The 22,429-nt window shown below is 67.9% G+C and carries 22 protein-coding genes and 1 pseudogene; 6 read left to right on the top strand and 17 right to left on the bottom strand.

Annotated features, from left to right (window positions below; genetic code table 11):
• Window positions 1–8: 8 nt before the first annotated feature.
• Together JJ685_RS17745 and JJ685_RS17750 are read left to right on the top strand one after the other, a co-directional pair.
• Complete coding sequence (locus JJ685_RS17745; RefSeq protein WP_201675649.1) at window positions 9–1,460, top strand: NAD-dependent succinate-semialdehyde dehydrogenase; 1,452 nt, start codon at window positions 9–11, stop codon at window positions 1,458–1,460.
• A gap of 22 nt (window positions 1,461–1,482) precedes the next feature.
• Complete coding sequence (locus JJ685_RS17750; protein ID WP_201675650.1) at window positions 1,483–2,415, top strand: EamA family transporter; 933 nt, start codon at window positions 1,483–1,485, stop codon at window positions 2,413–2,415.
• 366 nt (window positions 2,416–2,781) lie between these two features.
• Here JJ685_RS17750 and JJ685_RS17755 read toward each other — a convergent pair whose 3' ends face one another.
• The 5 genes from JJ685_RS17755 to JJ685_RS17775 all read right to left on the bottom strand — a co-directional run bounded on the left by JJ685_RS17755 (window position 2,782) and on the right by JJ685_RS17775 (window position 6,869).
• Complete coding sequence (locus JJ685_RS17755) at window positions 2,782–3,210, bottom strand: PaaI family thioesterase (protein ID WP_201675651.1); 429 nt, start codon at window positions 3,208–3,210, stop codon at window positions 2,782–2,784.
• Window positions 3,211–3,300: 90 nt separating this feature from the next.
• Window positions 3,301–4,377, bottom strand: a complete 1,077-nt coding sequence (locus JJ685_RS17760) for an alkene reductase (RefSeq protein WP_201675652.1) — start codon at window positions 4,375–4,377, stop codon at window positions 3,301–3,303.
• A gap of 58 nt (window positions 4,378–4,435) precedes the next feature.
• Entirely contained in the window at window positions 4,436–5,140 is a 705-nt protein-coding gene (locus JJ685_RS17765; RefSeq protein ID WP_201675653.1) for an SDR family oxidoreductase, read from the bottom strand.
• Between the two features lie 45 nt (window positions 5,141–5,185).
• Window positions 5,186–6,187 (bottom strand): NADP-dependent oxidoreductase, encoded by a 1,002-nt coding sequence (locus tag JJ685_RS17770; RefSeq protein WP_201675654.1) that lies wholly within the window; start codon window positions 6,185–6,187, stop codon window positions 5,186–5,188.
• An 82-nt stretch (window positions 6,188–6,269) separates the two neighbouring features.
• Window positions 6,270–6,869 carry a TetR/AcrR family transcriptional regulator gene (locus JJ685_RS17775; protein ID WP_201675655.1) on the bottom strand — a complete coding sequence of 200 codons (600 nt, stop codon included), beginning with the start codon at window positions 6,867–6,869 and terminating at the stop codon, window positions 6,270–6,272.
• 641 nt (window positions 6,870–7,510) lie between these two features.
• On the opposite strand from JJ685_RS17775, the gene JJ685_RS17780 reads away from it, so the two are divergent.
• The 3 genes and pseudogenes from JJ685_RS17780 to JJ685_RS17790 all read left to right on the top strand — a co-directional run bounded on the left by JJ685_RS17780 (window position 7,511) and on the right by JJ685_RS17790 (window position 9,676).
• Complete coding sequence (locus tag JJ685_RS17780; RefSeq protein ID WP_201675656.1) at window positions 7,511–8,008, top strand: hypothetical protein; 498 nt, start codon at window positions 7,511–7,513, stop codon at window positions 8,006–8,008.
• Between the two features lie 124 nt (window positions 8,009–8,132).
• Window positions 8,133–8,441: pseudogene (locus JJ685_RS30440) on the top strand (DUF3830 family protein); the annotation flags it as partial.
• On the top strand, window positions 8,438–9,676 hold the full coding sequence (locus JJ685_RS17790) for an acyltransferase family protein (RefSeq protein WP_269117416.1): 1,239 nt from the start codon (window positions 8,438–8,440) through the stop codon (window positions 9,674–9,676). The pseudogene JJ685_RS30440 and the gene JJ685_RS17790, both read left to right, overlap by 4 nt.
• Window positions 9,677–9,716: 40 nt before the next feature.
• Here JJ685_RS17790 and JJ685_RS17795 read toward each other — a convergent pair whose 3' ends face one another.
• Window positions 9,717–10,313, bottom strand: a complete 597-nt coding sequence (locus tag JJ685_RS17795; RefSeq protein WP_330901798.1) for a lytic transglycosylase domain-containing protein — start codon at window positions 10,311–10,313, stop codon at window positions 9,717–9,719.
• 282 nt (window positions 10,314–10,595) lie between these two features.
• Here JJ685_RS17795 and JJ685_RS17800 point away from each other — a divergent pair, with 282 nt between their 5' ends.
• Window positions 10,596–11,786 carry a type II secretion system F family protein gene (locus JJ685_RS17800; protein ID WP_201675658.1) on the top strand — a complete coding sequence of 397 codons (1,191 nt, stop codon included), beginning with the start codon at window positions 10,596–10,598 and terminating at the stop codon, window positions 11,784–11,786.
• Between the two features lie 22 nt (window positions 11,787–11,808).
• On the opposite strand, the gene JJ685_RS17805 is transcribed toward JJ685_RS17800, so the two are convergent.
• From JJ685_RS17805 to JJ685_RS17855, 11 genes are all read right to left on the bottom strand, one after another.
• Complete coding sequence (locus JJ685_RS17805) at window positions 11,809–12,297, bottom strand: type II secretion system protein (protein ID WP_201675659.1); 489 nt, start codon at window positions 12,295–12,297, stop codon at window positions 11,809–11,811.
• Complete coding sequence (locus JJ685_RS17810) at window positions 12,291–12,683, bottom strand: type II secretion system protein (RefSeq protein ID WP_201675660.1); 393 nt, start codon at window positions 12,681–12,683, stop codon at window positions 12,291–12,293. Before JJ685_RS17810 ends, JJ685_RS17805 begins: the two co-directional genes overlap by 7 nt.
• Before the next feature lie 3 nt (window positions 12,684–12,686).
• Window positions 12,687–13,166 (bottom strand): type II secretion system protein, encoded by a 480-nt coding sequence (locus JJ685_RS17815; protein WP_201675661.1) that lies wholly within the window; start codon window positions 13,164–13,166, stop codon window positions 12,687–12,689.
• Window positions 13,163–15,571, bottom strand: a complete 2,409-nt coding sequence (locus tag JJ685_RS17820) for a cohesin domain-containing protein (protein ID WP_201675662.1) — start codon at window positions 15,569–15,571, stop codon at window positions 13,163–13,165. Before JJ685_RS17820 ends, JJ685_RS17815 begins: the two co-directional genes overlap by 4 nt.
• Window positions 15,568–16,092, bottom strand: a complete 525-nt coding sequence (locus tag JJ685_RS17825; protein WP_201675663.1) for a hypothetical protein — start codon at window positions 16,090–16,092, stop codon at window positions 15,568–15,570. Before JJ685_RS17825 ends, JJ685_RS17820 begins: the two co-directional genes overlap by 4 nt.
• Window positions 16,089–16,640, bottom strand: a complete 552-nt coding sequence (locus JJ685_RS17830; protein WP_201675664.1) for a hypothetical protein — start codon at window positions 16,638–16,640, stop codon at window positions 16,089–16,091. Before JJ685_RS17830 ends, JJ685_RS17825 begins: the two co-directional genes overlap by 4 nt.
• Before the next feature lie 3 nt (window positions 16,641–16,643).
• Complete coding sequence (locus JJ685_RS17835; protein WP_201675665.1) at window positions 16,644–17,156, bottom strand: PilN domain-containing protein; 513 nt, start codon at window positions 17,154–17,156, stop codon at window positions 16,644–16,646.
• A 5-nt stretch (window positions 17,157–17,161) separates the two neighbouring features.
• A complete protein-coding gene (locus JJ685_RS17840; RefSeq protein ID WP_201675666.1) occupies window positions 17,162–17,992 on the bottom strand; it encodes a hypothetical protein in 831 nt (276 codons plus the stop codon).
• A complete protein-coding gene (locus JJ685_RS17845; RefSeq protein ID WP_201675667.1) occupies window positions 17,973–19,700 on the bottom strand; it encodes a GspE/PulE family protein in 1,728 nt (575 codons plus the stop codon). Before JJ685_RS17845 ends, JJ685_RS17840 begins: the two co-directional genes overlap by 20 nt.
• Window positions 19,701–19,838: 138 nt before the next feature.
• The gene (locus tag JJ685_RS17850; RefSeq protein ID WP_201675668.1) at window positions 19,839–20,801 is read right to left on the bottom strand and encodes a peptidylprolyl isomerase; all 963 of its coding nucleotides are present in this window, start codon (window positions 20,799–20,801) and stop codon (window positions 19,839–19,841) included.
• Between the two features lie 16 nt (window positions 20,802–20,817).
• Complete coding sequence (locus JJ685_RS17855; RefSeq protein WP_201675669.1) at window positions 20,818–22,419, bottom strand: ABC transporter substrate-binding protein; 1,602 nt, start codon at window positions 22,417–22,419, stop codon at window positions 20,818–20,820.
• Between the last annotated feature and the right edge of the window lie 10 nt (window positions 22,420–22,429).

Genomic DNA, 22,429 nt, shown 5'->3' on the forward strand with positions numbered 1-22,429 from the left:
AGGGGAACATGCTCTCTTCCGAACTGCTGCGCACCGGCGCGCTGATCGCCGGCGCGTGGGTCGAATCCGGCGAACGCTACGCCGTCACCAACCCCGCCAACGGCGAGGAACTGGCTCAGGTGGTCCGAGCCGACGCGGAGCTGGCGGATACCGCCGTGCGTGTCGCCGCCGCCGCCCTGCCTGCCTGGCGCGCCGCCACGGCAAAGCACCGAGCCGGCATCCTGAGCCGGTGGGCTGCCCTGATGATGGCCCACCAGGACCAGCTGGCCGCCATCCTGACGGCCGAACAGGGCAAGCCCCTGGCCGAAGCCCGCGGCGAAGTCGCCTACGCCGCGAGCTTCCTGGAATGGTTCGCCGAAGAGGGCAAGCGCGCCTACGGCGACGTGATTCCCTCGCACAAGGCGGACGCTCGCATCATGGTGCTGAAGGAGCCGGTGGGCGTGGTGGCAGCCATCACGCCCTGGAACTTCCCGCTGGCCATGGTCACCCGCAAGCTCGGGCCGGCGCTGGCCGCCGGCTGCACCGTGGTGCTCAAGCCCTCCGAGGAAACTCCGCTGTCGGCGCATGCGCTGGCGGTGCTGGGGATGCAGGCCGGCCTGCCGGATGGCGTGATCAACGTCGTCTCCGGCGACGCCGCGGCGATCGGCGAGGCCTGGATGCGCAGCGACGTGGTCCGCAAGGTCTCCTTCACCGGCTCCACCCGCGTCGGCAAGCTGCTGATGCGCCAGGCCGCCGACACGCTGAAGAAGGTTTCGCTGGAGCTGGGGGGCAACGCGCCCTTCATCGTCTTCGACGACGCCGACATCGATGCGGCCGTGGCCGGCGCCATGGCATCGAAGTTCCGCAACACGGGCCAGACCTGCGTGTGCGTCAACCGCTTCTACGTGCAGCAGGGCGTGTACCAGGCATTCACCACGCGACTGGCCGAGGCCGTGCGCAAGCTGAAGGTCGCCCACGGCACCGAGCCCGGCGCCGAGCAGGGCCCGCTGATCAACCAGGCGGCCCTGGCCAAGGTGCGCCGGCACGTGGCCGACGCCCGCGAAAAAGGGGCGCGCGTCCTGTGCGGCGGCGAGCCGCACGCGCTGGGCGGCACCTTCTACCAGCCGACCGTGATCGCCGAGGCGCAAGCGGGCATGGAGATGGCGCAGGAGGAAACCTTCGGCCCGGTCGCGGCCTGCTACCGCTTCGAGACCGAGGACGAGGTGATCCGCCTGGCCAACGCCACGAGCGTGGGCCTGGCAGCCTATTTCTACAGCCGCGACCTGGCCCGCGTGTGGTCGGTGGCGGAGCGGCTCGAAGTGGGGATGGTCGGCGTCAACGAAGGCCTCATCTCCACCGAACTGGCGCCCTTCGGCGGCATCAAGGAGTCCGGTTGCGGCCGCGAAGGCTCGCGTTACGGCCTGGACGACTACATGGAAACCAAGTACGTGCTGATGGGCGGGCTGCGCGCCCGCGGCTGATCGACAGGCACAGGAAGAATCGATGAACTCCCGCAACTCTTTCGGCTGGATCGACTACGGGGCGGCCTTCGGCGTCGTCCTGATCTGGGGCCTGAATTTCGTCGCGATGAAGTACGCCCTGCAGGCGCTGACCCCGTTCCAACTCGGGGCGGCACGCTACGTCGTCGCCGCCTTTCCGCTGGTGTTCCTGGTGCGCCGGCCCCCGGTGCACTGGAAATGGCTGCTGCTGTACGGGCTGTCCCAGGGCGTCGGCCAGTTCGGCCTGCTGTTCATGGCGCTGAAGGTCGGCATGACCGCCGCACTCGCCTCGGTGCTGATGCAGACGCAGGTCTTCTACACTGTCCTCTTCAGCTTCCTGTTCCTGCACGAGCGTCCCGGCCGAAACCTGCAGATCGGGCTGGGGCTGGCGGCGCTGTCGCTGTTCTGCTTCGGCACCGGCGTCCTGCGCGACACCGCGGGCGGCGTGACGGCGGCCGGCCTGCTCCTCAACCTGGCGGCCGCGGGCATGTGGGCCATCTCCAACATCGTGGTGCGCAAGGCGACGCAAAGCATCCCCAAGGGCCAAGCCAACGACGCCACGGCCTTCGTGGTTTGGAGCTCCATCGTGCCCATAGCTCCGTTCTGCATCCTCAGCCTGCTGATGGACCCTGGACTGCACGCCGACACCCTGCGCAATGCAGGCTGGCAGAGCTGGGCCGCGGTGCTGTACCTGGGCTGGTTCGCGACCATCGTCTCCTATGCGATGTGGACGGGCCTGCTGAAGCGCCATCCCGCCAACCGGGTGGCGCCGCTGAGCCTGGGCGTTCCGGTCATCGGCCTGGCGGCCGGCGTGATCGCCTTGGGCGAAGTGGTCACGCCGTGGCAATGGGCGGGCGTCAGCCTCACCATCCTGGCGCTGGCTTTTGTGTTCCGCCCGGAAACAGTGCGCATCTCCACGCGCCGGGTACCCGCGTGAGCGCTGTTGCAGATGCCCAGCTCTGGCGCTTGGCAGGGCAAGCCCCGCAGCAGCGGCTGCTTCAGCGCCAGCAGTGGCAGGATGCGCCCTTCACCGTGGCCCGCTGTGCTGGAACCTATGCGTCTACCAATCCGCTGGGACGAGGACGCTAGGGCCTATCGAACGTCCGCGTCGACTTCCATGTTGTGCCTCATCGCCGTCCGGTTCGACGCGATGGATCTGGAGCCCTCCGACGGACTTTGGCGGCGCGAACTTCACAGGGAAAGCTTCGGACGACCATGTCTTCTTCCATCAGCTGTTGCGTGGCTATAAGGTCTGTCGGGCAGGAATAAAGATCTGACGGACAAAGCCTGCCAGCCTGGCTTGTTACATCCCCCGTTTATCTGGCTGTTTGGAATACAGGACCATCTGGGTACAGCGGAACAGCGCCAGCGTCCTGCCCGATTCACGATGCGTGACCACGGCGTCCCAGACCTGCGTCGTCTTCCCGAGGTGCACGGCAGTCGCCAGGCAATCGATCGTGCCGTCGACCGTGGTGCCGAGATGATTGGATTTCAGCTCGATCGTCGTGAAGCCGCTCGCGCCTTCGGGAAGATTGGCGCGGCAGCCGTAGCCGCAACAGGTATCAGCCAACGTGACCAGGCTGCCTGCATGCAGATACCCGTTCGGTGCCATCAGCTCCGACCGAACGGACAGCTCTGCCCGCAACTCGCGACCGGTGACCGCGAGCACGCGAATTCCGAGGTAGCCCGGCAGCTTGCCAACGCCTGCGCTGTTGAAATCGTCTGCAGTCATTTCATGACTCTCCTTGATCCATTTCAGGGGCGCAGGTCCGCGCCTTGGAGCGCGCCCGCCGATTTCGCCAGGCAGCGCCACCGTCGTCCTTCAGGCGGAAAGGGCCGGATAGTCGATGTAGCCCTTGGGGCCCGGCGTGTAGAACGTCGCCATGTCGACGGGATTGAGCGCTGCATCGATTCGCATCCGATGCACGAGGTCGGGGTTGGCGAGGAAGGGGCGCGCGAACGCGATGAGATCTGCCTGGCCTGCCTTGAGCGCTGTTTCGGCAGTGGCAGCATCGAAGCCCCCGGCCAGGATGAACCGGCCGTGAAATGCAGCGCGGAGCCGGTTCTTCAAATCGGCGGGAACGGGCGGCGCCCCGAGCGCGGAGTGGTCCAGCAGATGGAGGTACAGCAATCCGAGCCCGGACAGTTCCTGGGTGAGCGCCAGGTACTGGGCCTCGACCTCGGGAAAGCTCCCCGTGCCATTGAACACGCCATAGGGTGAAAGCCGGATCCCGACACGATCCCCACCGATCGCAGCGGCCGTCGCGCGGGCGACTTCCAGCGCGAAGCGATTGCGGCCTTCGACGCTGCCACCGTACCCGTCGGTGCGCCGGTTCACATTGGCGTTGAGGAACTGCTCGATCAGGTAGCCGTTGGCAGCATGCAGTTCGACCCCGTCGAATCCCGCTTGCAGCGCCAGCCGCGCCGAATTCGTGAACTCGCCGATGGCATGGGCGATGTCGGACCCGGTCATTGCTCGCGGAACGCTGTGCGGCAGCATCCCCTGCGCGTCGGTGAACATTTGGCCGGGGCACGCATCGGCCGTGGGCGCCAGCACTTCGGCGCCAGGCGGGAGGTTCGCGACATGCGACACCCGGCCGGTGTGCATCAGCTGGACGAAGATCTTGCCGCCTTTGGCGTGCACCGCGTCGGTGACCAGCTTCCAGCCTCGCACGTGGGCATCGTTGAAGAGCCCTGGGATGCGCGCGTAGCCCAGGCCGTTCGGCGAGGGCGAGGTGCCCTCGGTGATGATCAGGCCCGCCGTGGCCCGCTGGCCGTAGTAGTCGGCCATCAGGGCATTGGGCGTGTTGGCATCGACGGCACGACTGCGCGTCATCGGCGCCATGACGGCGCGATTGGCCAGTTGAAGGGAGGGCGTCGCGAGAGGTTCGAAAAGCATGAGGGTCCTTGGATGAGGGTGGCCGGGCGAGAGATTGCGCGTGCGGCAGGGATCTGGTTCAGGACGGCTGCGGCAGGTAACTCGGCCGAGTCGCCGTCATCCCGCGCTTGACCTGCAGCGAGAGTTCATCGGCCAGAACTTCATCAAGGCCAGCCTCCAGCCCGTCGAGCGCACGCCGGACGATTTCCTCGGGGCTGCTTTTGGGCGCATCCAGCCCGCGCGTGAGATCGGTGTCCACATACCCCATGTGCAGAGCCACGACCTGCGTCTTCTGCGCCGCCAGTTCGTGGCGCAGCGCATTGGTGAGGGACCAGGCCGCGGACTTGCTTGCCGAATAAGCGGCCAGTTCTCCGCCATTGACCCAGGAGGCGACCGACAGCACGTTGAGCAACGCGCCGCCGCCGTTGGCCTTCAGGATGGGCGCGAAGGCCTTGCTCACGCGCAACATGGAGAAGAAGTTGGTCTCGAAGATGCGTCGTGCGACTTCTTCGCTGTCCGGCGCAAGAAAGCCTCCAGGCTGCGCGATGCCGGCGTTGTTGACCACGAGCGCGACATCCGACGCCTGCGCCGCCGCGGCTGCCACGTCCTCCGGCTTGTTGACGTCGAGCCGCAAGGCCTGGACGCCGGACTGCGTGACGCTCGCCGCGTCGCGTGCCCCAACGTAGACCTTGCGGGCACCCCGGGCGAGCAGTTCGTGCGCGAATGCCAGCCCGATGCCGCGATTGGCGCCCGTGACGAGCGCGACGGTGTTCTTGATCTTCATGGATACTCCAGACAGGAGAGGAACGAATTCAACCTGGATGCGAGCTCACAGGAGCTTGACGACGACCTTGCCCTTCGCGCGGCCTGCGTCGACGTACGCAAGTGCCTCGTTGGTGGACGCGAACGGATACACCCGATCGATCACGGAGCGGATCACGCCGGCCTCGAAGAGCCGGGTGATCTCGCGCAGTTCGCTTCCATTCGCCTTCATGAAGAGGAACGAGTAAGCGACTCCGCGGCTCTTCGCCCTTCGCCTGATGCCTGCACTCAGCAATCGGATCACCAGCCTCACGAATGCACGTGCACCGATCTGCTTGCCGAAATCCGGGTCCGGCGGCCCGGAGATGGAAATGAGCTGCCCGCCCGTCTTGAGCACGCGCAGGGACTTTTCGAGCGTCGTGCTGTCCTGGCTGTTCAGGACCACGTCGTAGTTGGCCAAGACCTCTTCGAAGTCCTGCGTCCTGTAGTCGATGACCACGTCTGCACCCAGGCTCTTCACCAGTGCGACATTGGCCGCGCTCGTCGTGGTGGCCACGGTTGCACCCAGATGTTTGGCCAACTGGATGGCGAAAGTGCCCACGCCACCCGAGCCCGCCTGGATGAAGACTGTCTGCCCCTTCTTCAAGTTGGCCTTGGCGACGAGTGCCTGCCACGCCGTCAGGGCGACCAGAGGGACGGAAGCCGCCTCTTCCATCGTCAGCCCCTTGGGCTTGAGCGCCACGCTCGCTTCCCTGACGGGCACGAATTCAGCGAATGTGCCGATCCGGAAATCATCCGCTCGCGCATAGACCTCGTCGCCTGGCTTGAACTGCCGCACGCGCGCGCCGACCTTGACGACTTCGCCGGCGACGTCGTGGCCCAGGATGAGCGGCAGGCGATAGGGCAGGATGAGCTTGAACTCCCCATCCCGGAGCTTGGAGTCGAGCTGGTTTACGCCCGCTGCATGGACCCGGACCAGGACCTCGTCATCGCGCAGATCCGGAGTCGGCATGTCCGCCAATTCGAGTGCGCGCTTCTTGCCGTAGCGACGGAGCACCTGGGCTTTCATGACTCGTTCCTTGGCGCGTTGTCGCGTCGTATGATGATCGTCATATTAATGGGCGAGCGAATAGCGCCGCGTCTCCATGTATTCAGGCAGGCGCCAGGAATTTCAATGTGGCCTCACACAGGCTCCGGGACAGTGCGGGCTCGTCGACTGCGCGAGCCAGGAGCAATGTGCCGACCATGGCGGAGACGGTGAGGAGTGCGCGTTCGCGGGCGCCGGGCTGCCCGCAGCCAGGCGCTTGGCGAGCGACCAGGTCGATCATCGACTTGACGTGCTGCGTGGTCGTTCGACGGACTTCCGGTGCTTGGCGCGCGGTCTCGGAGCCAAGCGCGGCCAGGGGGCAGCCCGATTCGACATTCTCGAGGTGTTCCCGTGACAGATAGGCGCGAAGCAGGGAACCCAGGGCCTGCTCCGTCGGTACCTTGGCCACCACGCTTGCAACCGCCGCGGCGGACTCCGCGCAAGCCCGGTTCGACGCTTCCGCCAGCATGGCCTCGCGTGAAGGGAAGTGCGCGTAAAAGGCACCATGCGTGAGGCCGGCCTGCTTCATGATTTCAGCGACCCCGGTCCCGTCGTACCCGCTGCGGCGGATCGCCCGCGCGGCCACGGACACGATGCGTTCGTGGGAGGCCTCCTTGGCAGCCGTTCGTGCGCAGTGCTTTTCAACTCGCATGACGATCATCATACGACATTCCGGACACGTCTGCCGCCCGCCTGTCAGTAGGTGACCCGTGTCGGACCGCCACAAGCATGGCAGCTGCTTTGAATCCATCCCTGCCCTCGTCGCTCCCCGGGCCGCTGTCGCGACAGAGGACTACGTCAAAACCCGAAGCCCGGTTCGCAAGAAAGCCGTCGCGTTTTCGAAAGTGCTGCCTCAGGCGTCATCGCAGCGCCTCCGTGTGCTGGCGGAGGCTGATCCGCACTGCCTCTTGCATTCACGGCTTGGCAAGGCGCTGGCGTTGCATGGGGTAGGCGCGCTGCTCTCCGCTTGCTTGCTTTCAACCTACGCAGCGGAGCGCCTTCGCCCCTGCATGCGTTCGTCTCCCCCGGCTTACTCTGGCTCTCATGGAGACCCCAATGGAGCCCGGTTCCATGAGATCGAATCTTGGAAACAAAGTGGCTGTCGCCGTCGCTTTCGAGGTGACGTAAGCCACGCGCGCGGCGGGATGCTGGACACGACGGTTCACGCCTCGCCCGCAAGCAGCAGGAACTACCCTACGAAGCGTGTGCCTCGGGGCTGCGTGCGGGAACGGACCTTGTCCGACGCCTGCGCCTGCCGACGTTTCGTTGAACAAGAGGCGAAACCACATAGTGCAGGAGTATCCAATGACCAAGTTTCTAGCAATTGCTCTCGCAGGCGCATTCGCGTGCATTCCTCTCGCCCAAGCTGGCGACCGCGACCATGGGTACGACGCGGCGCGTCCTCATGGCTGTCCGCCGGGATTGATGAAGAAGGACAACGGCTGCATGCCGCCTGGTCACGCCAAGAACGAATACGACTCGGACCGGCATCACGATCGCGATCACGATCACGGACTGAGCGATGCGGAGCGCCGGCATCAGCAGGCGTTGCGGGATGCCGACAAGCGGCATGACCAGAATCTCGCGGCTGCGGCCGCCCGGCATGAAAGGAACCTGGATCTGGCGGACAAGCGCCACCAGGCCAACCTCGACGCCGCGAAGGAGCGACACGAGGCGAACCTGCACCCTGACAAGAAGGGCTATGACAAGAAGGAGTACGCCAGGAAGGATGAGAAGAAGGACTATGCCAAGAAGGTTGACAAGAAGGAGTACCGGGACCAGCACGCCAAGTCCAGCTACTGAGCGATTGCGATCGGCCGATTGCGAACGGCCGTTCGCAGCGCGGTGTGCGCGGCCGCTCCTCGGGCAGCAGGTTCACGATCAGGAGGGAAGGTGCCGGGCGTCGCCGAGACCGGTTCGGACACCCCCGCGCACGACCGAAGCCTTCCTGAAGCTGTTGCCCTACGGCAGAAGCTGATCCACGTTCGCTGAAGCGGCGAAGCCGTGTGGATCCCGCTGGGCGACTTTCGAGCTCGGTGTGGGATTCGAGAACCACACCAGTCATTCCCCCGCGGGTGACATCCTGCTGTATCCGGGCGGCTACAGCGAGACCGAGAGCCTGCTTGCCTACGGCTCCTGCAGCTTCGCCAACAAGATGGGCCAGCTCGCCGGGAAGCAGTTCCTCACCGTGGTGAAGGGCAAGGTGCGGCTGCGGGCTATTCACGCTCGCCTATGAGCGTTGTAGACGCTCACGCAAGGATTACGCACGGACCTGAAGCCGACGCAGGACGTGGGCGTTCTTCGGGCAAAATTCCCGCTGTGCACGACCGCCCTCGCCATCTGTTCTGGACGCCGCGAAGCCCGAAGAGCTCCTCAGGCGGCGGGGACGGCAGAGTCGCGTGGGTGGATAGCCTTCGCTTCCTTGGAATGCTGGCGATCTACATCGGGCACTTTGGACAGGTTGGGGGCAAGCTGTACCCGTTTGTCTTCCTGTATCACGTTCCGCTGTTTTTCATTGCGGCCGGATTTTTTGCAAGGGCAGACGAGAGCATCGCGGCGACCGCCGTCCGTCTTGCGCGCAGGCTGCTTGCGCCGTACGTATTCTTCGCGCTCCTGTACACGATCACGCTGGTCCTCTTCAATGACTGGCCTTGGGAAAAGACACAGGCCGCTCTCACGGCCTTTGCGGTCGGCATCCGCAATCAGACTCCTGCTGGTTCGCTGTGGTTCCTCCCGTGCCTGTTCATCGTCGCCATTGCTCACGCTGTGGTACTGCGGTTCACACGCAATCCACTCGCCGGACTCGCTTTCGGGGCGGGTTGCCTGTTGATATCGCAGCACGGCTTGACAGCCAATCCGCTGGCCACCCCTTCCTGGGCCTTGAATGCGGACAGCGCTCTGTACTACGTTTTCTGGTACGCCCTCGGCCACGCTGCCTTTCCGCTGTTGCGTCGGGTGGTGCACCATGCATGGTTCCCTGCAGTGGGAATCGCCGCGGTCGCGGCGGCCGTCTGGCTCTATTTTTGCGGCACGGCGCCCATGTTCGCGGCGCTGCAACGCTTCCCGATGGGGCGAGTGCAGGCGTTGGCGGCAACCGGCCTCGGCGTACTGCCAGTGATCGTGGTCGTAGTCGCCAACATCGCAATTGCTCGCGCAATCGAAGGCGTGCAGTTGCTGCGCGCGCTGGGCCGCCGGACCATGCTGTTGTGTGGCATGGAGGATTTCACCAAGCTGGTATTACCCCAGGCCATGCTGATGATCGGACTCAAGCTGCAACTGATCCACCCGCTGGGCGTAGTGCTGTTCTCCTTTGTTTGCATGTGGGTGGCGGGCATCGCCGCGGGCGGAGTCTTGCTGCTGTACGCGCCGCGGTGGTCGGGTCTGAGGGCACCGGTCATGAACCTCGATGCTGGCACGCGATCGCCTCAGGTCGCCGAAGCGAAGTCGCAGAGCCCCTTGGGAAATCTCTGACCGATCGCATCATCGCGCGCTTCCAGCGCGAATGCAGCGCTCAGTGGCCGCCCTCGCGTCCATAGAGGTCCAGCACGCGGGGAACGTAGCGCTGCGTCTCGGCATACGGTGGCACCGCGCGTCCGCTACGCAGCACTGCGGCAGGGCCGGCGTTGTAGGCGGCCAGTGCCAACGCAAGGTCGGCGTCGAACATCGCGAGCAGGGTCTTGAGGTAGCGCGCCCCACCGAGAACATTGGCGGCCGGATCGCGCGCATCGAGCACACCGAAGCGCCGGGCGGTTTCCGGCATGAGCTGCATCAGCCCCACTGCGCCTTTGTGCGACACGGCGTCGGCGTCGTAGTTCGACTCGGCCTTGATGACCGCGTGGAGCAAGCCTTCCGGAAGTCCCGTGTCCGCTGCCGCCTGCGCCACCGGCAGCGCATAGCGCTCACGGCCCGCCTCGCGCTGCGGGGCAGGGACCGGAGCCGGCGCCTGGGGCTGTGTGCCGCCCTCGGGCAGTACGAGCTGGTAGCGGGCATCGCCCGGGATGTTGGTGACATGCTGCGCCCCGCTCGAATCCGTATAGATGAACATGTCGGCCCGTGCCGTGCATGGAACAAAGAGCGAGCCCAGGCCGCCGCCGATACTGACCAGCACGGTCAGGGCGACTCCTCTGGAGCAAGCGACGGTCCTCATGGCATTCAAGGTTGAGCGAACGATGGGCCCACCAGCAGCGGCAGCCTGGTCCGTCTCCGCTGCGTGATCCCAACTTCTCTGGATATCAACGATGGCCCTGCGTGGCGTTGACTTGCCTCAAGTCCTGCGTCGATGCGCTGTCTAGCATGGCCTTGCCATGCAGCCCACGTCACATGCCCCTAGCCTCCGGCATCCGGCGTCCGGCTGCACGCTGCGCGAACTGCCGGTGAACGGGTAGCCGCCATGCGATTCCAGCTCAAGGCACGTCGCAAGGGGGGCGGCATTGTCGAGGCGGTGCTGGAGGCGCCGACGCAGGCCGAGGCGGAGCTGATGGCCCGCGTCCAGGGGCTGCGCGTCCTTTCCATCACCTCGCAGTCGGACTGGTTCCCGGCACCGCGCACGCGTGAGCAGGCTTTCCCGCTGCTCCTCTTCACCCGGGAGCTGATGACCTTGCTGCGCGCCGGCCTGCCCCTGATCGACACCATCGAAACCCTGGCAGACAAGGAGCAGCAGCCGCAGCACAAGAAGGTGCTGGACGGCGTCGCCTGCGCGCTGCACGAAGGTCAGTCGTTTTCCCAGGCACTGGCCCTTGTCCCCTCCGCCTTTCCCGGCCTGTTCATCGCGTTGGTGCGTTCCAGCGAGCGCACGGGCGAGCTGGAAGAGACCCTGTCGCGCTACATCGGCTACCACGTGCAGGTGGACCAGGTGAAGAAGAAGATCGCGAGCGCGGCAATCTATCCGGCGCTGCTGCTGACGGTGGGGACGGCGGCCATGCTGTTCCTGCTGGGTTACGTCGTGCCCCGGTTCAGCGTGGTCTACGAGGGCATCGGCCACAAGCTGCCGTGGCTGTCGCAGGTGCTGATGTTGTGGGGCAAGTTTCTCGCCGCACACCAGGTGCCGCTCGCCATCGGCGCAGGCGCGGCGATCGCGCTGCTGGTTATTTCCGTCCGGCATCCCGACGTGCGCGCCCGGATGGGCCGCGTGGTGGCGCGCATGCCGGCCGTGCGCGAGCGCGTGTTCCTGTACCAGCTGGCCCGCTTCTACCGTTCCCTGGGCATGACCCTGCGCGGCGGCATTCCGATCCTGGCTTCGCTGGACATGGTGCAGGGGCTGCTGACCGGCGACATGCGCGAACGCCTGACGCAAGTGTCGGCGCGCGTCAGCGAAGGCCATCCCCTGTCACGTGCGCTGGAGGAGGCCGGGTTGACGACCGTCGTTTCCCTGAAGCTGCTGCGCGCGGGCGAGCGCTCCGGAAAACTGGGTGAGATGCTGGAGCAGGCGGCGGACTTCTACGACGAGGAGATGGAGCGCTGGGTGGACTGGTTCGTCAAGCTGTTCGAACCGATCCTGATGACGGTGATCGGCGTGCTCATCGGCATCATCGTCATGCTGATGTACCTGCCGATCTTCGAACTGGCCAGCAGCATCGAATAGCGCGCGGCCGCCGCACCGCCGCTCACTGCGGCTTGTACACGAACTTCCATTCCGAGTAGCGGGCCGCGCCTTCGAAAGCGCGGTCGGCCGGCAGGAACCGGCCCGTCTTGAGCGGTGCCTCCTCCGACAGGCTGTAGACGCCGAGAATCCCCCTGCCGTCCGGCGTCGTCACCAGGCCCCATTCCGCCTTCCAGGTCATGGGGTCGACGAAGATCTTTCGCAGGTGCCGCCTGGTTCCTGGCAAGCGCGGGTCCAGCAGCAGGTCGTCCAGCGTCCGCGGCAACTGTCCCTTGGTGCCGGGCCCGCTCTGGGCATAGGCGCGGATCGCGCTGCGGAACTGGTCGCCGATGAACAGCAGCTCGCGCTCGCGCTCGCGCTTCTGCGCCACGTGCCACACCGAACCCGCGGCCGCCATCACGGCACCATGCAGCGCGATGGCGAGCACCAGCGCGACGTAGGTGAAGCCGCGCTGCCGTGGGGCGCGGTGGGCGGGCCGCGCGGCGCCTACCATGCGGCGTACGGTTCGCCGGCCAGGGAATTGCCCGGCGCGCCGCTCCTGACGTCGAACACGCCGCCCTTTTCCGACTTGTCCGGGGGGATCACGACCCAGGTGGTGGCGCTCTCCGTCAGTGGGTCCTCCGGCAGCTTGCGCAGGTACTTCTTCGTGACCAGCGTCTCCATGTTGGGCGGGTAGGCCCCCGTGTCGGAGTAGTGCTTGTCCAGCGCGTCGCGGATCAGCGTCAGGTTTTCCTTCAGCACCGCCTCCCGCGCCCGCGCCACGCTGTGGAAGTAGCGCGGCACCGCTACCGCGAGCAGCAGCGCGATGATGCACATCACCACCAGCAGCTCGATCAGCGTGAAGCCGGCGCGGCGCCTGTGGGTCTTGGGTGCGGCCATCGGTCACCAGTCCCGGTAGGCCACGCCGTTCAGGCCGGTGCCCGGCGACAGCGAATACACGTCGAAGACGTCATCGCCTTCGCGCGGCGCGTCCGGCGGGCTCGCGTAGCTTCGCTTGCCCCAGGTGTCGGCGGCGCGGGCGTCCGCCTCGGGGAACAGCGGGTCGCGCGGCAGCCGGCGCAGGAAATAGATCTTTTCCTGCTTCGCGCTGCGCGCATCCTCCACGCCCGTCACCAGCGCGTCGAGCGACTCCGGATAGCCCGACTGCTCCGCGCTCCTGCGGATGCGGCCCTGGTCGACGGCCAGCTTGTAGGCGTCGATCGCGGCGCGGATCTCGCGCAGCGCCGAGTACAGGGCCTGTTCCTTGTGCCGCCGCACGGCCAGCTCCGCCACCGGCAGCGCGACGCTGGCGAGCAGCGCCACGATGGCCACCGTCACCATCAGTTCGATCAGCGTGAATCCGCGCGCCGCCGCCAGCTTCATGGCTGCAAGGCGATCGACAGGGCCCCGCTCACGCTGAACGGGACCGGGCTTCCGTCGGGGGCCAGCGGCGACATGCTGGTCAACAGGATCTGCGACTGGGGCGCCGGCCGCTTGACGCGGAAGGTCACGTTGAACAGCCGTCCCTGCCCCTGCACCCCGTCCGCGCCCGGGCGCGCGACGCTGACGGCCAGCCGTCCGCCGAGTGCGTCCGTCGTGTGGTTGAAGCGGTTCTCCACGTTGCCCTGCTTGAGCAGGTCGCCCTGTTCGACGCCCACCACTTCCAGCGCGGACGGGTCGAACCGGAGCGACACCGCGGCGCCCGCGAGCGGCGACGGCGCGTTCGCCTGCACGCCCACGACGAACTGCTCGCCCACGCGCGCGCTCGGCGGCGCCTGCCAGGTCACCTGCAGCGGCTGGAGCGCCGCTGGCGGCGTGTTCGTCACGGGAGGCGCGCTGACCGCGGCGGCGCTCTCCGGCGCCCGGGCCACCGGCGGCAGCGCGGCATCCTGCCGGGGCGCGGGCAGCGCCGGGGCGGCGGCGTTGGCCGTGGCCGCACCCGTGCCCGTGCCCGTGCCCGTGCCCGCCGCCGCGGTGGTGACGGCGACCGCGCCCGTCGCCATCCCGCTTTGCAGCACCGGCCGCCGGGCCTTCATGTTGGCGTCGGTGCCGGACCAGAACTCCATCTCCTGCGCATCGGGCCGCGTCAGGTTGCGGATGATGCGCGGCGTGATCGACAGGACGATTTCGGTCTTCTGGCGCTCGTCGCGGGGGATGGAAAACAGGCGACCCAGCACCGGCATCTCCATCAGGCCCGGCACGCCACTGGCCGTCCTGCGCTCCTCGTCGCGGATCAGTCCCATCAGCACCTGGGTCTCGCCGTCCTTCAGCCGCAGCAGGGTGCTGATGGTGCGCGTACCCACCCGGTAGGCCACGGAGCCCGAATTCGTCGTCACCGATTCGCCCAGCGTGCTCACTTCCAGGGCCACCTTGACCTGCACGTCGTCGTCGAGCAGCACCACCGGCTCGGCCTCCAGCTTCAGCCCGACGTCCAGGTAGGAGATCGACTCGGTGGTCACGGGGTTGGTGGAGCCGGGCGTGATGGTCGCCGTGATGATCGGCACGCGGTCACCCACCAGCACGCGCGCCCGGTCGCGGTTCTTGATGCGGATGCGGGGATTCGAGATGGTGTTGGCGATGCTGCTGTCCGCCTTCAGCTTCGCCAGAACGGTGGAGTTGACGCCTACGCGCGAGGCCGTGGTGTGCTGGTTGAACGGCAGGTCGGCCACCGTGATGTTGCGCGGGTCCGGCACGAGCCAGGTGAAGGTGTCGGGCCAGCTCACGCCCAGTTCGAGCGCGCGCGTGCGGTTGATCTCGAGCACCTCGATTTCCAGCAGCACTTCGGGCTCGGCCAGGTCCTGCACCCGGATCACCTTCTCGGCCAGCCGGATCGCTTCGGGGGTGTCGCGCACCAGGATCATGTTCAGGCGATCGTCGACGTGCATGTCCTTGAGCTTCAGGATGCTCTTGAGCACGACGGCGGTCTGCTTGGCCTCGCTGTTCACCAGGTAGAAGGCGCGCACCACCAGGTCCTGGTACTCGCGCACCTTCTGCGGCGTGTTCGGGTAGATCAGGACGGAGTTGTCCGACAGCACCTTCTTTTCGAGCTGGCTCTGGACCAGCGTGAGGTCGATCGCGTCTTCGACCGCCACGTTGCGCACGTAGATCGTGACCTTGGTGTCGCTCTTGATGTCCTTGTCCAGCAGGAAGTTGATGCCGCTGATGCGGGACAGGACGTCGAAGACCATCTTGATGTTGGCGTCGCGGAACTCCAGGCTCACTGGCTTGGTGAGCCGCGACTTGAGCTGCGGCGGGACCATGCCGTCCAGGGCCCGCACGCGCTCCACCTGCGCCAGCACCTCCGTGGCGCCAGGGTGCTTCGGGCTCAGCATCAGGATCTTCAACGCCTGGCTTTCCGCATGTTCCAGGTCGCCGTTCTTCATCGCCGCCTGCGCCTGGCGCACCATCTCGCCGTGCAGGTCGCGCTTTTCCAGCAGCCGCAAGCCCTCCGAGGCGCGCGTGTCGCCCGGCGAAATCGCGAGCACCCTGCGGTAGCGGGCGTCGGCCTCGCGCACGTCGCCGGCCAGTCGCGCGCTCTCGGCCGTGGCCAGGAGCTGCACCACGACGCGCTCGCGCGTCGTCAACAGGCGCATCCGCAGGGGCACGTTGTTGGGGTCCGACTTCGCGGCTTCCTCCAGCTTCTCCAGGCCCTGCTCGTACTGGCCGTCGACGATCAGCGCCAGGCCGTCGCGGTCCGACATGGGGCCGGCACAGGCGACCAGGACGAGGGCCCCGACGACGAGGCCGCAGCGCTGCGCAAGCCATCGCATGGCCGCACTCCGATTCATGGTTTTTCTCCTACCGGCAGCGTCTGCACTGCATCGAGCGGCAGATACCGCAGCGTCAACTGGCCGGGTTCCACTTTTTCCAGCCGGTAGATGTCGTCGATCACTTCGCCCTGCGCCACCAGGTAGGCGCGTTCGCCCTTGACCAGGAAGACCGTCGGCGGGTCGGCATCGAACATCCTGCCCATGAACACGAAGGGCAGGGGCGGGGCCACCGGCGCGACGGGCGCGGGCGGCGGCGGCGGTGGAGGCGGCGGTGCGGGCGGCGGCGGCGGCGGCTGCCAGGACTTCGCGGGAAACAGTTCGGCCCCCGGAGCTTGCCCCCGCGCGACCTTCAGCGCCTCCAGTTCGCGCAACAGCGCCGGGCGCACGGCAGACGCCGCGCGGGCCGGCGTCGCCGCCACGGCGCGGCTCGCACCGTCCTTGCGGCGCTCGCCCGTATCGCTCGCGGCGTAATGATCCAGGGCCGCGAGGCCGATGCCGGAGAAGCCCAGCAGGAACAGCAACCGGGCACTCTTCTTCATGGTGCCAGCCGCAGGTACAGCGTGAGGCGCACGCGCGCCTGCACCTGAGTCTCCGAAATCTTGGGTCGCTCGAACGCCAGTTCATCCAGCGCCAGCGCCGGCACGGCCTTGAGCGCGGCGGCCACGAACGCGCGCACCTGCGGGTAGGCGCCCCGCACCGGCAGGGTCATGCGGTAGGCGACCAGGCCGGTCTGGCGATCCGTCACGATCACATATTCCCCGCGCGAAAGCTGCAGCCCGCTTTCCTTGGCGGCCGCGAACATGTGCGAAAGCGACTGGGAGGCGTCGTTGTGGGCCGGGAAGAGCGCGTAGAACGCCTGCAACTGGCCCGCCGGCGAGTCGTCCGCCAGCGGCGACCGCGCGGCCGCCGTGCGCTGGCGTTCCTGCGCCGCGGCGAGCCTGGCCCGCTGGCGCGTGAGCTCCTGCCACGAGGGCCACAAGGTCGACGCCGCGAGGCTCGCGCCGACCACCAGCAAGGCGATGCCGAGCGCACCCGGGCGACCTAGCCGTTGCAGCGTGTCGGAAAGCGCGAAGCGGGGGGCGGCCATGCGTCAGGGCCCCCACGCAGCCGTCACGCTGAAACGCATCGGGCGCAGGGGATCGCTGTCCTGGATCTCGTGCTCCACCAGCACCACCTGCGTGAAGGCGCGGCTCTGCTCCAGCACGCGCAGGTAGGCCAGCATCGCGTCGGCGCTCCTCGCCTCCGCGTCGATGCGCAAGGTGCGCTTCCTCGTGTCCGGCCGCAGCGCGAGCAGCGCCACGTCCGGTTCGTCGATGGCTTCCAGGCTCACGAACAGCCGGTCGCCGGCGCCGGCCAGATGGCCCACCACCGCGCGCGCGCCGGCGATGGCGTCGGCCTCCGAGGAGATGCCGGCGGGAAGGACCCAGGGGTCGCGTTTCGGCTCCGCTGCAGGCGCCGCCGCCGTGTGGCGCTCGATCTCCTCGGCCACCAGCGCCTGCGCACCGACCACGGCCGCCGTCACCAGCACGCCCGCCACGAGCAGCCCGTATCCCAGCTTCGTGCCGTGCACCTTGCGTTCGAAGTCGAGGAAGAGGGGACGCATGGGAATCAGGCCAGGCTGGCGGCCAGCTCGCAGGCAAGGACGTTCGACGGGGGCAGGCCCGCCAGGGGCCTGGCTTCGAGCACACGAGGTTGCGCCCCATGCACCGGCGGCAGGTCCAGCCCGCGCCTGTGTGCGGCATGGACATAGACGGGCGGCAGCGCCTCCCCCTGCAGGTCGGCCAGTTGCAGCTCGCGTGCGAGCAGAGACGAAAGCGCCTGCGCAGGCTCGGGCGCGGCCGCCGTGCTGAGGTAGCACCACTTGCCGCCTTGCGCCGCGAGAATGCATGCGCGGCGCGCCTCGAGCAGCATGAAGACGAAGTCCTTGCCGGTGTGCGCCCGCGCCACCCGGTTGTAGGCCGCCATCAGGTAAGGCTGCACCGACGCCAGCCGCAGGCGCGACGGGGCCATCGCCGCGCGAATGGCGGCCAGCAGCGACCGATCGACCGCCGCGGCCACGCGCGACGCGCCCGCGCGTTCCGCCGACACCGTGACGTCCCATTCCGCCGCCACGTCGCCGTGGATGTCCTCGAACATCGCCGCCGCGCAATGGCGAAATTCCTCGGCGCTGGCGATCTGCGGGTTCCACGGCATCAGCAGGTAGCGGACGAAGTGGTTCGACAGCACGACGTCGAGCGCGCCCGAGCCCGCTTCCCCGCTGGCGAGGAAGCGCCCCAGGGCGTCGACGGCCGCCTGCCACGGCGGCGTGGCCTCATCGCCGGCGAAGCTTTCGGCCAGGGTGAAGGGAGCGCCGCGGCGCCAGCGCGGGCCGGTCCGCACGACCTGCAGCTGGTCCGGGCACAGCACCGCGCAGGTCCGCTCAGGCCACAAACGTGACACGATTGACCTCCTGCAGCGTCGTACGCCCTTGCCGTGCGAGATCCAGCGCGGAGTCGCGCAGGAAGCGCGTGCCCTTGGCGCATGCCACTTCCTTGAGGCGGCTGACCGGCTGGCGCTCGATGATCAGCTGGCGGATCTCGTCGTCCAGGATCAGCATCTCCGCGATCGCGGTGCGGCCGCGGTACCCCGTGCCGCGGCAATGCTCGCAGCCCTTGCACCGGATCAGGTGCCAGTCGCGCAGGTCGGCGCCCGTCAGGCCCGACTTTGCGAGCAGTTCCGCATCCGGCGTGATCTCGGTCGCGCAATGCGGGCACGAAAGGCGCAGCAGGCGCTGCGCGATGATGGCGTTGAGCGCCGAGACCAGGTTGTACGGATCCACCCCCAGCTGCATGAAGCGGCCGATGACGTCGAATACGTTGTTGGCGTGGATCGTGGTGTAGACCAGGTGGCCGGTGAGCGCCGATTGCACGGCGATCTGCGCGGTTTCCGCGTCGCGGATTTCGCCGACCATGATCTTGTCCGGGTCGTGGCGCAGGATGGAGCGCAGGCCGCGGCTGAAGGTCAGGCCCTTCTTCTCGTTGACCGGGATCTGCAGCACGCCCGGCAGCTGGTATTCCACCGGGTCCTCGATCGTCACGATCTTCTCGCGCCGCGTGTTGACCTCGGTGATCATCGCGTACAGCGTGGTGGTCTTGCCGCTTCCCGTCGGGCCGGTCACCAGCAGCATGCCGTGCGGTTCGTCCGAGAGCCTCTGCAGCGTGCGGACCGTCGGCTCGTCGAAGCCGAGGTTGTTGATGCGCACGCCCTGCAGCTGTTCGGCCAGCTCCTGCTTGTCCAGGATGCGCAGCACCGCGTCTTCGCCGAACATGCTGGGCATGATGGACACGCGGAAGTCGATCTGGCGCGCGCCTATGCCCACCTTGAAGCGGCCGTCCTGCGGCACCCGGCGTTCCGCGATGTCCAGTTCCGCCATCACCTTGATGCGCGAGATCACCTGCTCGGCCAGTTCCGCGCCCTGGATCGCGCCGGCGAGATCGAGCACGCCGTCGATGCGGTAGCGGATGTCCATGCCGCCCGGCGTCGTTTCCAGGTGCACGTCGCTCGCGTGGATGCGGTAGGCGTCGTACAGCGTGGAGTTCACCAGCCGCACGACCACGCTGGAACTCTCGCTGATCTTGCTGAGCGACAGGTTCTCGACCGCATCCTCGGTCGCCGCGGCGCCCGGCATGCTGCGGCCGACGCTGTCGATCGCGCGGGTCTGCTCCTCGAGCCGCCCGAGATAGGCCGCGAGGTCGGACGCGTGGGTCAGGTGCACCGGGAGGCCGCGCAGGCGCTCGTCGAGCCAGGCCTTGTGGTCGCGGTCGAAGGGATCGGCGAACACCGCGCATTGCTCGCCGGAGGGCGTGCGCACGGCCACGGCGCCGCGCTGCAGCGCCTCGGTGAGCGGCACGCGGTCCAACAGGGCTTCCGAGGCGAAGAACACCTCGCCCTGGAGCACGGGGTAGTCGAGGGCAAGGCCCAGGCGGGTGATGAATTCGGTCCGCTCCAGGCCCGCGAGCCGTTCGAGCTCCGTCATGATGCCGAGCCCCGAGCGCGAGGCCACCTGCCGCGCCTCCCGTATCGCCTGCAGGTCGATGGCGGGCGCGCGTGGGCCGCTCGGCTGGCTGGCCGAAGCAGCGGCAGCGTTGGCCGGCAGAACGTCCGTCATCGATCCATCCTTCGCTCGTCACGCGACGCGGGCCACCAGGAACTCCAGGGAGCACGACGCGCAAGCAACCGTAGACCCAAGGCCCCGGGCCGCAGTTGACGAAGGTCAACCCTGAATCCTTCCTGGCGCACGGGCCGCTCACAGGGGCAGAAGGATCTCGACCTTGCCGGCGCCACGCAGCCGCTCGGCCTCCTTGGCGATGGCTTCACTGGCCTTGCGCTCCTGCAGGTAGGCGCGGATGCGCGCGCTCGCCTGCTCCTCGCCCACGAGCACCTCGGCGTCGATGCCGTCGACCTTGAGGATGTGGAAGCCCGCCGGCGTGCTCACGACCCCGGACAGCTGCCCTGCCGCCAATGCGAAGGCCGCGTCCTCCAGCGGCTTGGCGAGCTGGCCGCGCGCGAAGGGATCCATCGCGCCGCCCCACTGCTTCGTGGGGGCCTGGGAATGCTGGCGCGCGAGCTGCTCGAAGTCTTCGCCCGCGCGTGCAGCCTGGAGCACCTGCTCCGCGCGGCCGCGGGCCGCTGCGCGTTCCGCCTCGCTGGCGGCCGGTGCCACCGCGACCAGGATCTCGTGGGCACGGACCTGTTGCGGGCGCCGGAACCGATCCGGGTTCTGCAGGTAGAACTGGTGCACCTCCTCGTCGCTGACCGTCGCTGCCTTGGCGCCCACGCTGTTGGCGTACTTGGTGGCCGACACCTGCTTGCGCACCAGCACCCGGTAGGTCTCGGGCGTGTATCCCTCGACCAGCAGGCGCTGCTCGAACGCCTGCCGGCTCTTGAACTGCCCCTGCGTGGAATCGACAGCCTGCTCGACCTCCTGCGGGCTCGCCAGCGTGCCGGCAAGCTGCGCCTGCTGCCAGAACAGTTCCTGCTCGATCAGGCGGTCCAGCACGGCCCGCTTCATCTGCTTCATGCGATCGGGATTGCGGATCTGCAGGAGATTGAGCTTGCGCTGTCGCAGGTCCTCGTCGAAGTTGCGCTCCAGTTGCTCCTGCGAGATGCCCGTGCCGTTGACGCGGGCGGCCAGGATGGCCTGCGCGCGTGCGGGCGTGAGTGCCAGCGCCAGCGGCAGCACCAGGAGAGCGATGAAGATTCTTCGCATGACTGCTGCTTCCCGTTCAAGGCAGGGCCAGGAAGCCACCGAGCTGCCGGAAGTTCCTGCCCTTGAGATCGACTGCAACGACGTAGCCACCCAGCGCACCGATGCGGCGCCCCGCGGTGAAGCTCACGGCGGGCACCAGCCCGGGCTCGAAGCCATGGACCGATTCGAGCGCCGCCACCAGCTTCTCGCGCGTGAGGTCGCGTCCCACCTGCTTGAGCGTCTCCACCAGCAGCACGGCACTGCTGTACGCCGGCACCTGGCTGGTCTGGTGGGCGGGCACGAGTGCGCCGCCCTTGAACAGGGCGGCGTAATGGCGCAAGGCGTCGGGCTTCTGGTCGGCGGGGACGGTGGGGTACGCGAGCAGGACGCGGCCTTCGAAAGCCGGCGGCAGTTCGAGCACCGCGCGAGGCGCCAGCGGGCCCGGCAGCAACAGGTAGGGCGCGCGTCCGGCGTCCGCCAGCTGGCGCGCCAGCGCGGCGACGTCGGCGCCCGGGCCGAGCAGGAACACCGCTTCGGCGCCGCGCGCCTTCAGCTCCCTGGCGAGTCCGGCGGCGTCCGATGCGCCCGGCTGGAAGGCCAGCCGCTCGAGCCGGCCCCAGCCGTGCCCTTTCAGCCGCTGTTCGACCGTTTCCGCCAGCGCCGCCCCGGCCTCGCCCTGCGCGTGCAGCAGCACGGCGGGCAGCGTCTTCATCTTCGGCTCGCGCCCGACGTACAGCGCCAGCACTTCGGCCAGCTCGCCGACGCCGGACAGCAGATGGAACACCTGCTGGTTGCTGGTGCGCGGGTCGTCGCCGAACAGCGAGAGCGGACCCAGCACCGGCACACCGGCTTCGTTCGCCACGCGGCCCAGCTCGTCCTCGATGCCGGCCGCGAAGGGAGAGAGCAGGGCGAACACGTCGCCTTGCGCCACCAGCTTGCGCAACTCGCGCACGGCGGCGTCACGGTCCTCGCTCGCGTAGCCGGCGCTGACCAGTTCCAGCTTGCGGCCATGGATGCCGCCGCCGGCATTGATCTCGTCCAGGTGCGCCTGCAGGATGCCCTTCACCGCCTGCCCGAGTCCCGCGAAGCGTCCGGTCGCGGGCAGCAGCGTGCCGATGCGCAAGGTGTCGCTGCCGACGCCCGGGTCCTGCTGGAACTCCAGCACCTTCATGTAGGCCAGCAGCGCCTTCCAGTCGCGGGCGCTGATCTGGTAGCGCGGCATGGATCCGTCGAGCCGATGGCCGGCCGGGTCCACGCCGTCGACGAGCGCGCGCTTCAGCGAGGCTTCGTCGAACGCGGCATGGCGGCGGCCGTCCTCATGTTCGTGCCCGTACGACTTGGTCAGGTCCGACCACGTGATGTTGCCCGGGCGCACGCCCCCTTCGGGCCGCCCGCGCCCGTCGCCGCCGTGGCAGTTGCCGCAGCGCACCGCGGCGCCCGGCAACTGCTGCTGCCCCATGCCGATGCGCCCGGTGAACGCATCGCCGAAGGCGCTCTCGCCTTCCAGGTAAAGGTGGCGTCCGGCCTGTTGCTCGGGGGTCAGCGGCGTTCCGGCCTGGAGCGCGGGCGCCCAGGCCGCCACCGAAACCGCGAGGACGGCAGCGACGCGGCGCAGGCGGGACAGGACTGCTTCGGGCACCGCCGCTTCC

It is taken from the genome of Ramlibacter monticola (genome assembly GCF_016722785.1).
Taxonomy (GTDB): Bacteria; Pseudomonadota; Gammaproteobacteria; order Burkholderiales; family Burkholderiaceae_C; genus Ramlibacter; species Ramlibacter monticola.

Coding starts and splice junctions, on each gene's coding strand:
- JJ685_RS17820 (WP_201675662.1), bottom strand. CDS start 15,571: ATGAATCGGAGTGCGGCCATGCGATGGCTTGCGCAGCGCTGCGGCCTC.
- JJ685_RS17825 (WP_201675663.1), bottom strand. CDS start 16,092: ATGAAGAAGAGTGCCCGGTTGCTGTTCCTGCTGGGCTTCTCCGGCATC.
- JJ685_RS17800 (WP_201675658.1), top strand. CDS start 10,596: ATGCGATTCCAGCTCAAGGCACGTCGCAAGGGGGGCGGCATTGTCGAG.
- JJ685_RS17815 (WP_201675661.1), bottom strand. CDS start 13,166: ATGAAGCTGGCGGCGGCGCGCGGATTCACGCTGATCGAACTGATGGTG.
- JJ685_RS17775 (WP_201675655.1), bottom strand. CDS start 6,869: ATGATGATCGTCATGCGAGTTGAAAAGCACTGCGCACGAACGGCTGCC.
- JJ685_RS17810 (WP_201675660.1), bottom strand. CDS start 12,683: ATGGCCGCACCCAAGACCCACAGGCGCCGCGCCGGCTTCACGCTGATC.
- JJ685_RS17765 (WP_201675653.1), bottom strand. CDS start 5,140: ATGAAGATCAAGAACACCGTCGCGCTCGTCACGGGCGCCAATCGCGGC.
- JJ685_RS17830 (WP_201675664.1), bottom strand. CDS start 16,640: ATGGCCGCCCCCCGCTTCGCGCTTTCCGACACGCTGCAACGGCTAGGT.
- JJ685_RS17755 (WP_201675651.1), bottom strand. CDS start 3,210: ATGACTGCAGACGATTTCAACAGCGCAGGCGTTGGCAAGCTGCCGGGC.
- JJ685_RS17790 (WP_269117416.1), top strand. CDS start 8,438: ATGAGCGTTGTAGACGCTCACGCAAGGATTACGCACGGACCTGAAGCC.
- JJ685_RS17745 (WP_201675649.1), top strand. CDS start 9: ATGCTCTCTTCCGAACTGCTGCGCACCGGCGCGCTGATCGCCGGCGCG.
- JJ685_RS17780 (WP_201675656.1), top strand. CDS start 7,511: ATGACCAAGTTTCTAGCAATTGCTCTCGCAGGCGCATTCGCGTGCATT.
- JJ685_RS17845 (WP_201675667.1), bottom strand. CDS start 19,700: ATGACGGACGTTCTGCCGGCCAACGCTGCCGCTGCTTCGGCCAGCCAG.
- JJ685_RS17760 (WP_201675652.1), bottom strand. CDS start 4,377: ATGCTTTTCGAACCTCTCGCGACGCCCTCCCTTCAACTGGCCAATCGC.
- JJ685_RS17835 (WP_201675665.1), bottom strand. CDS start 17,156: ATGCGTCCCCTCTTCCTCGACTTCGAACGCAAGGTGCACGGCACGAAG.
- JJ685_RS17750 (WP_201675650.1), top strand. CDS start 1,483: ATGAACTCCCGCAACTCTTTCGGCTGGATCGACTACGGGGCGGCCTTC.
- JJ685_RS17850 (WP_201675668.1), bottom strand. CDS start 20,801: ATGCGAAGAATCTTCATCGCTCTCCTGGTGCTGCCGCTGGCGCTGGCA.
- JJ685_RS17805 (WP_201675659.1), bottom strand. CDS start 12,297: ATGGTAGGCGCCGCGCGGCCCGCCCACCGCGCCCCACGGCAGCGCGGC.
- JJ685_RS17770 (WP_201675654.1), bottom strand. CDS start 6,187: ATGAAAGCCCAGGTGCTCCGTCGCTACGGCAAGAAGCGCGCACTCGAA.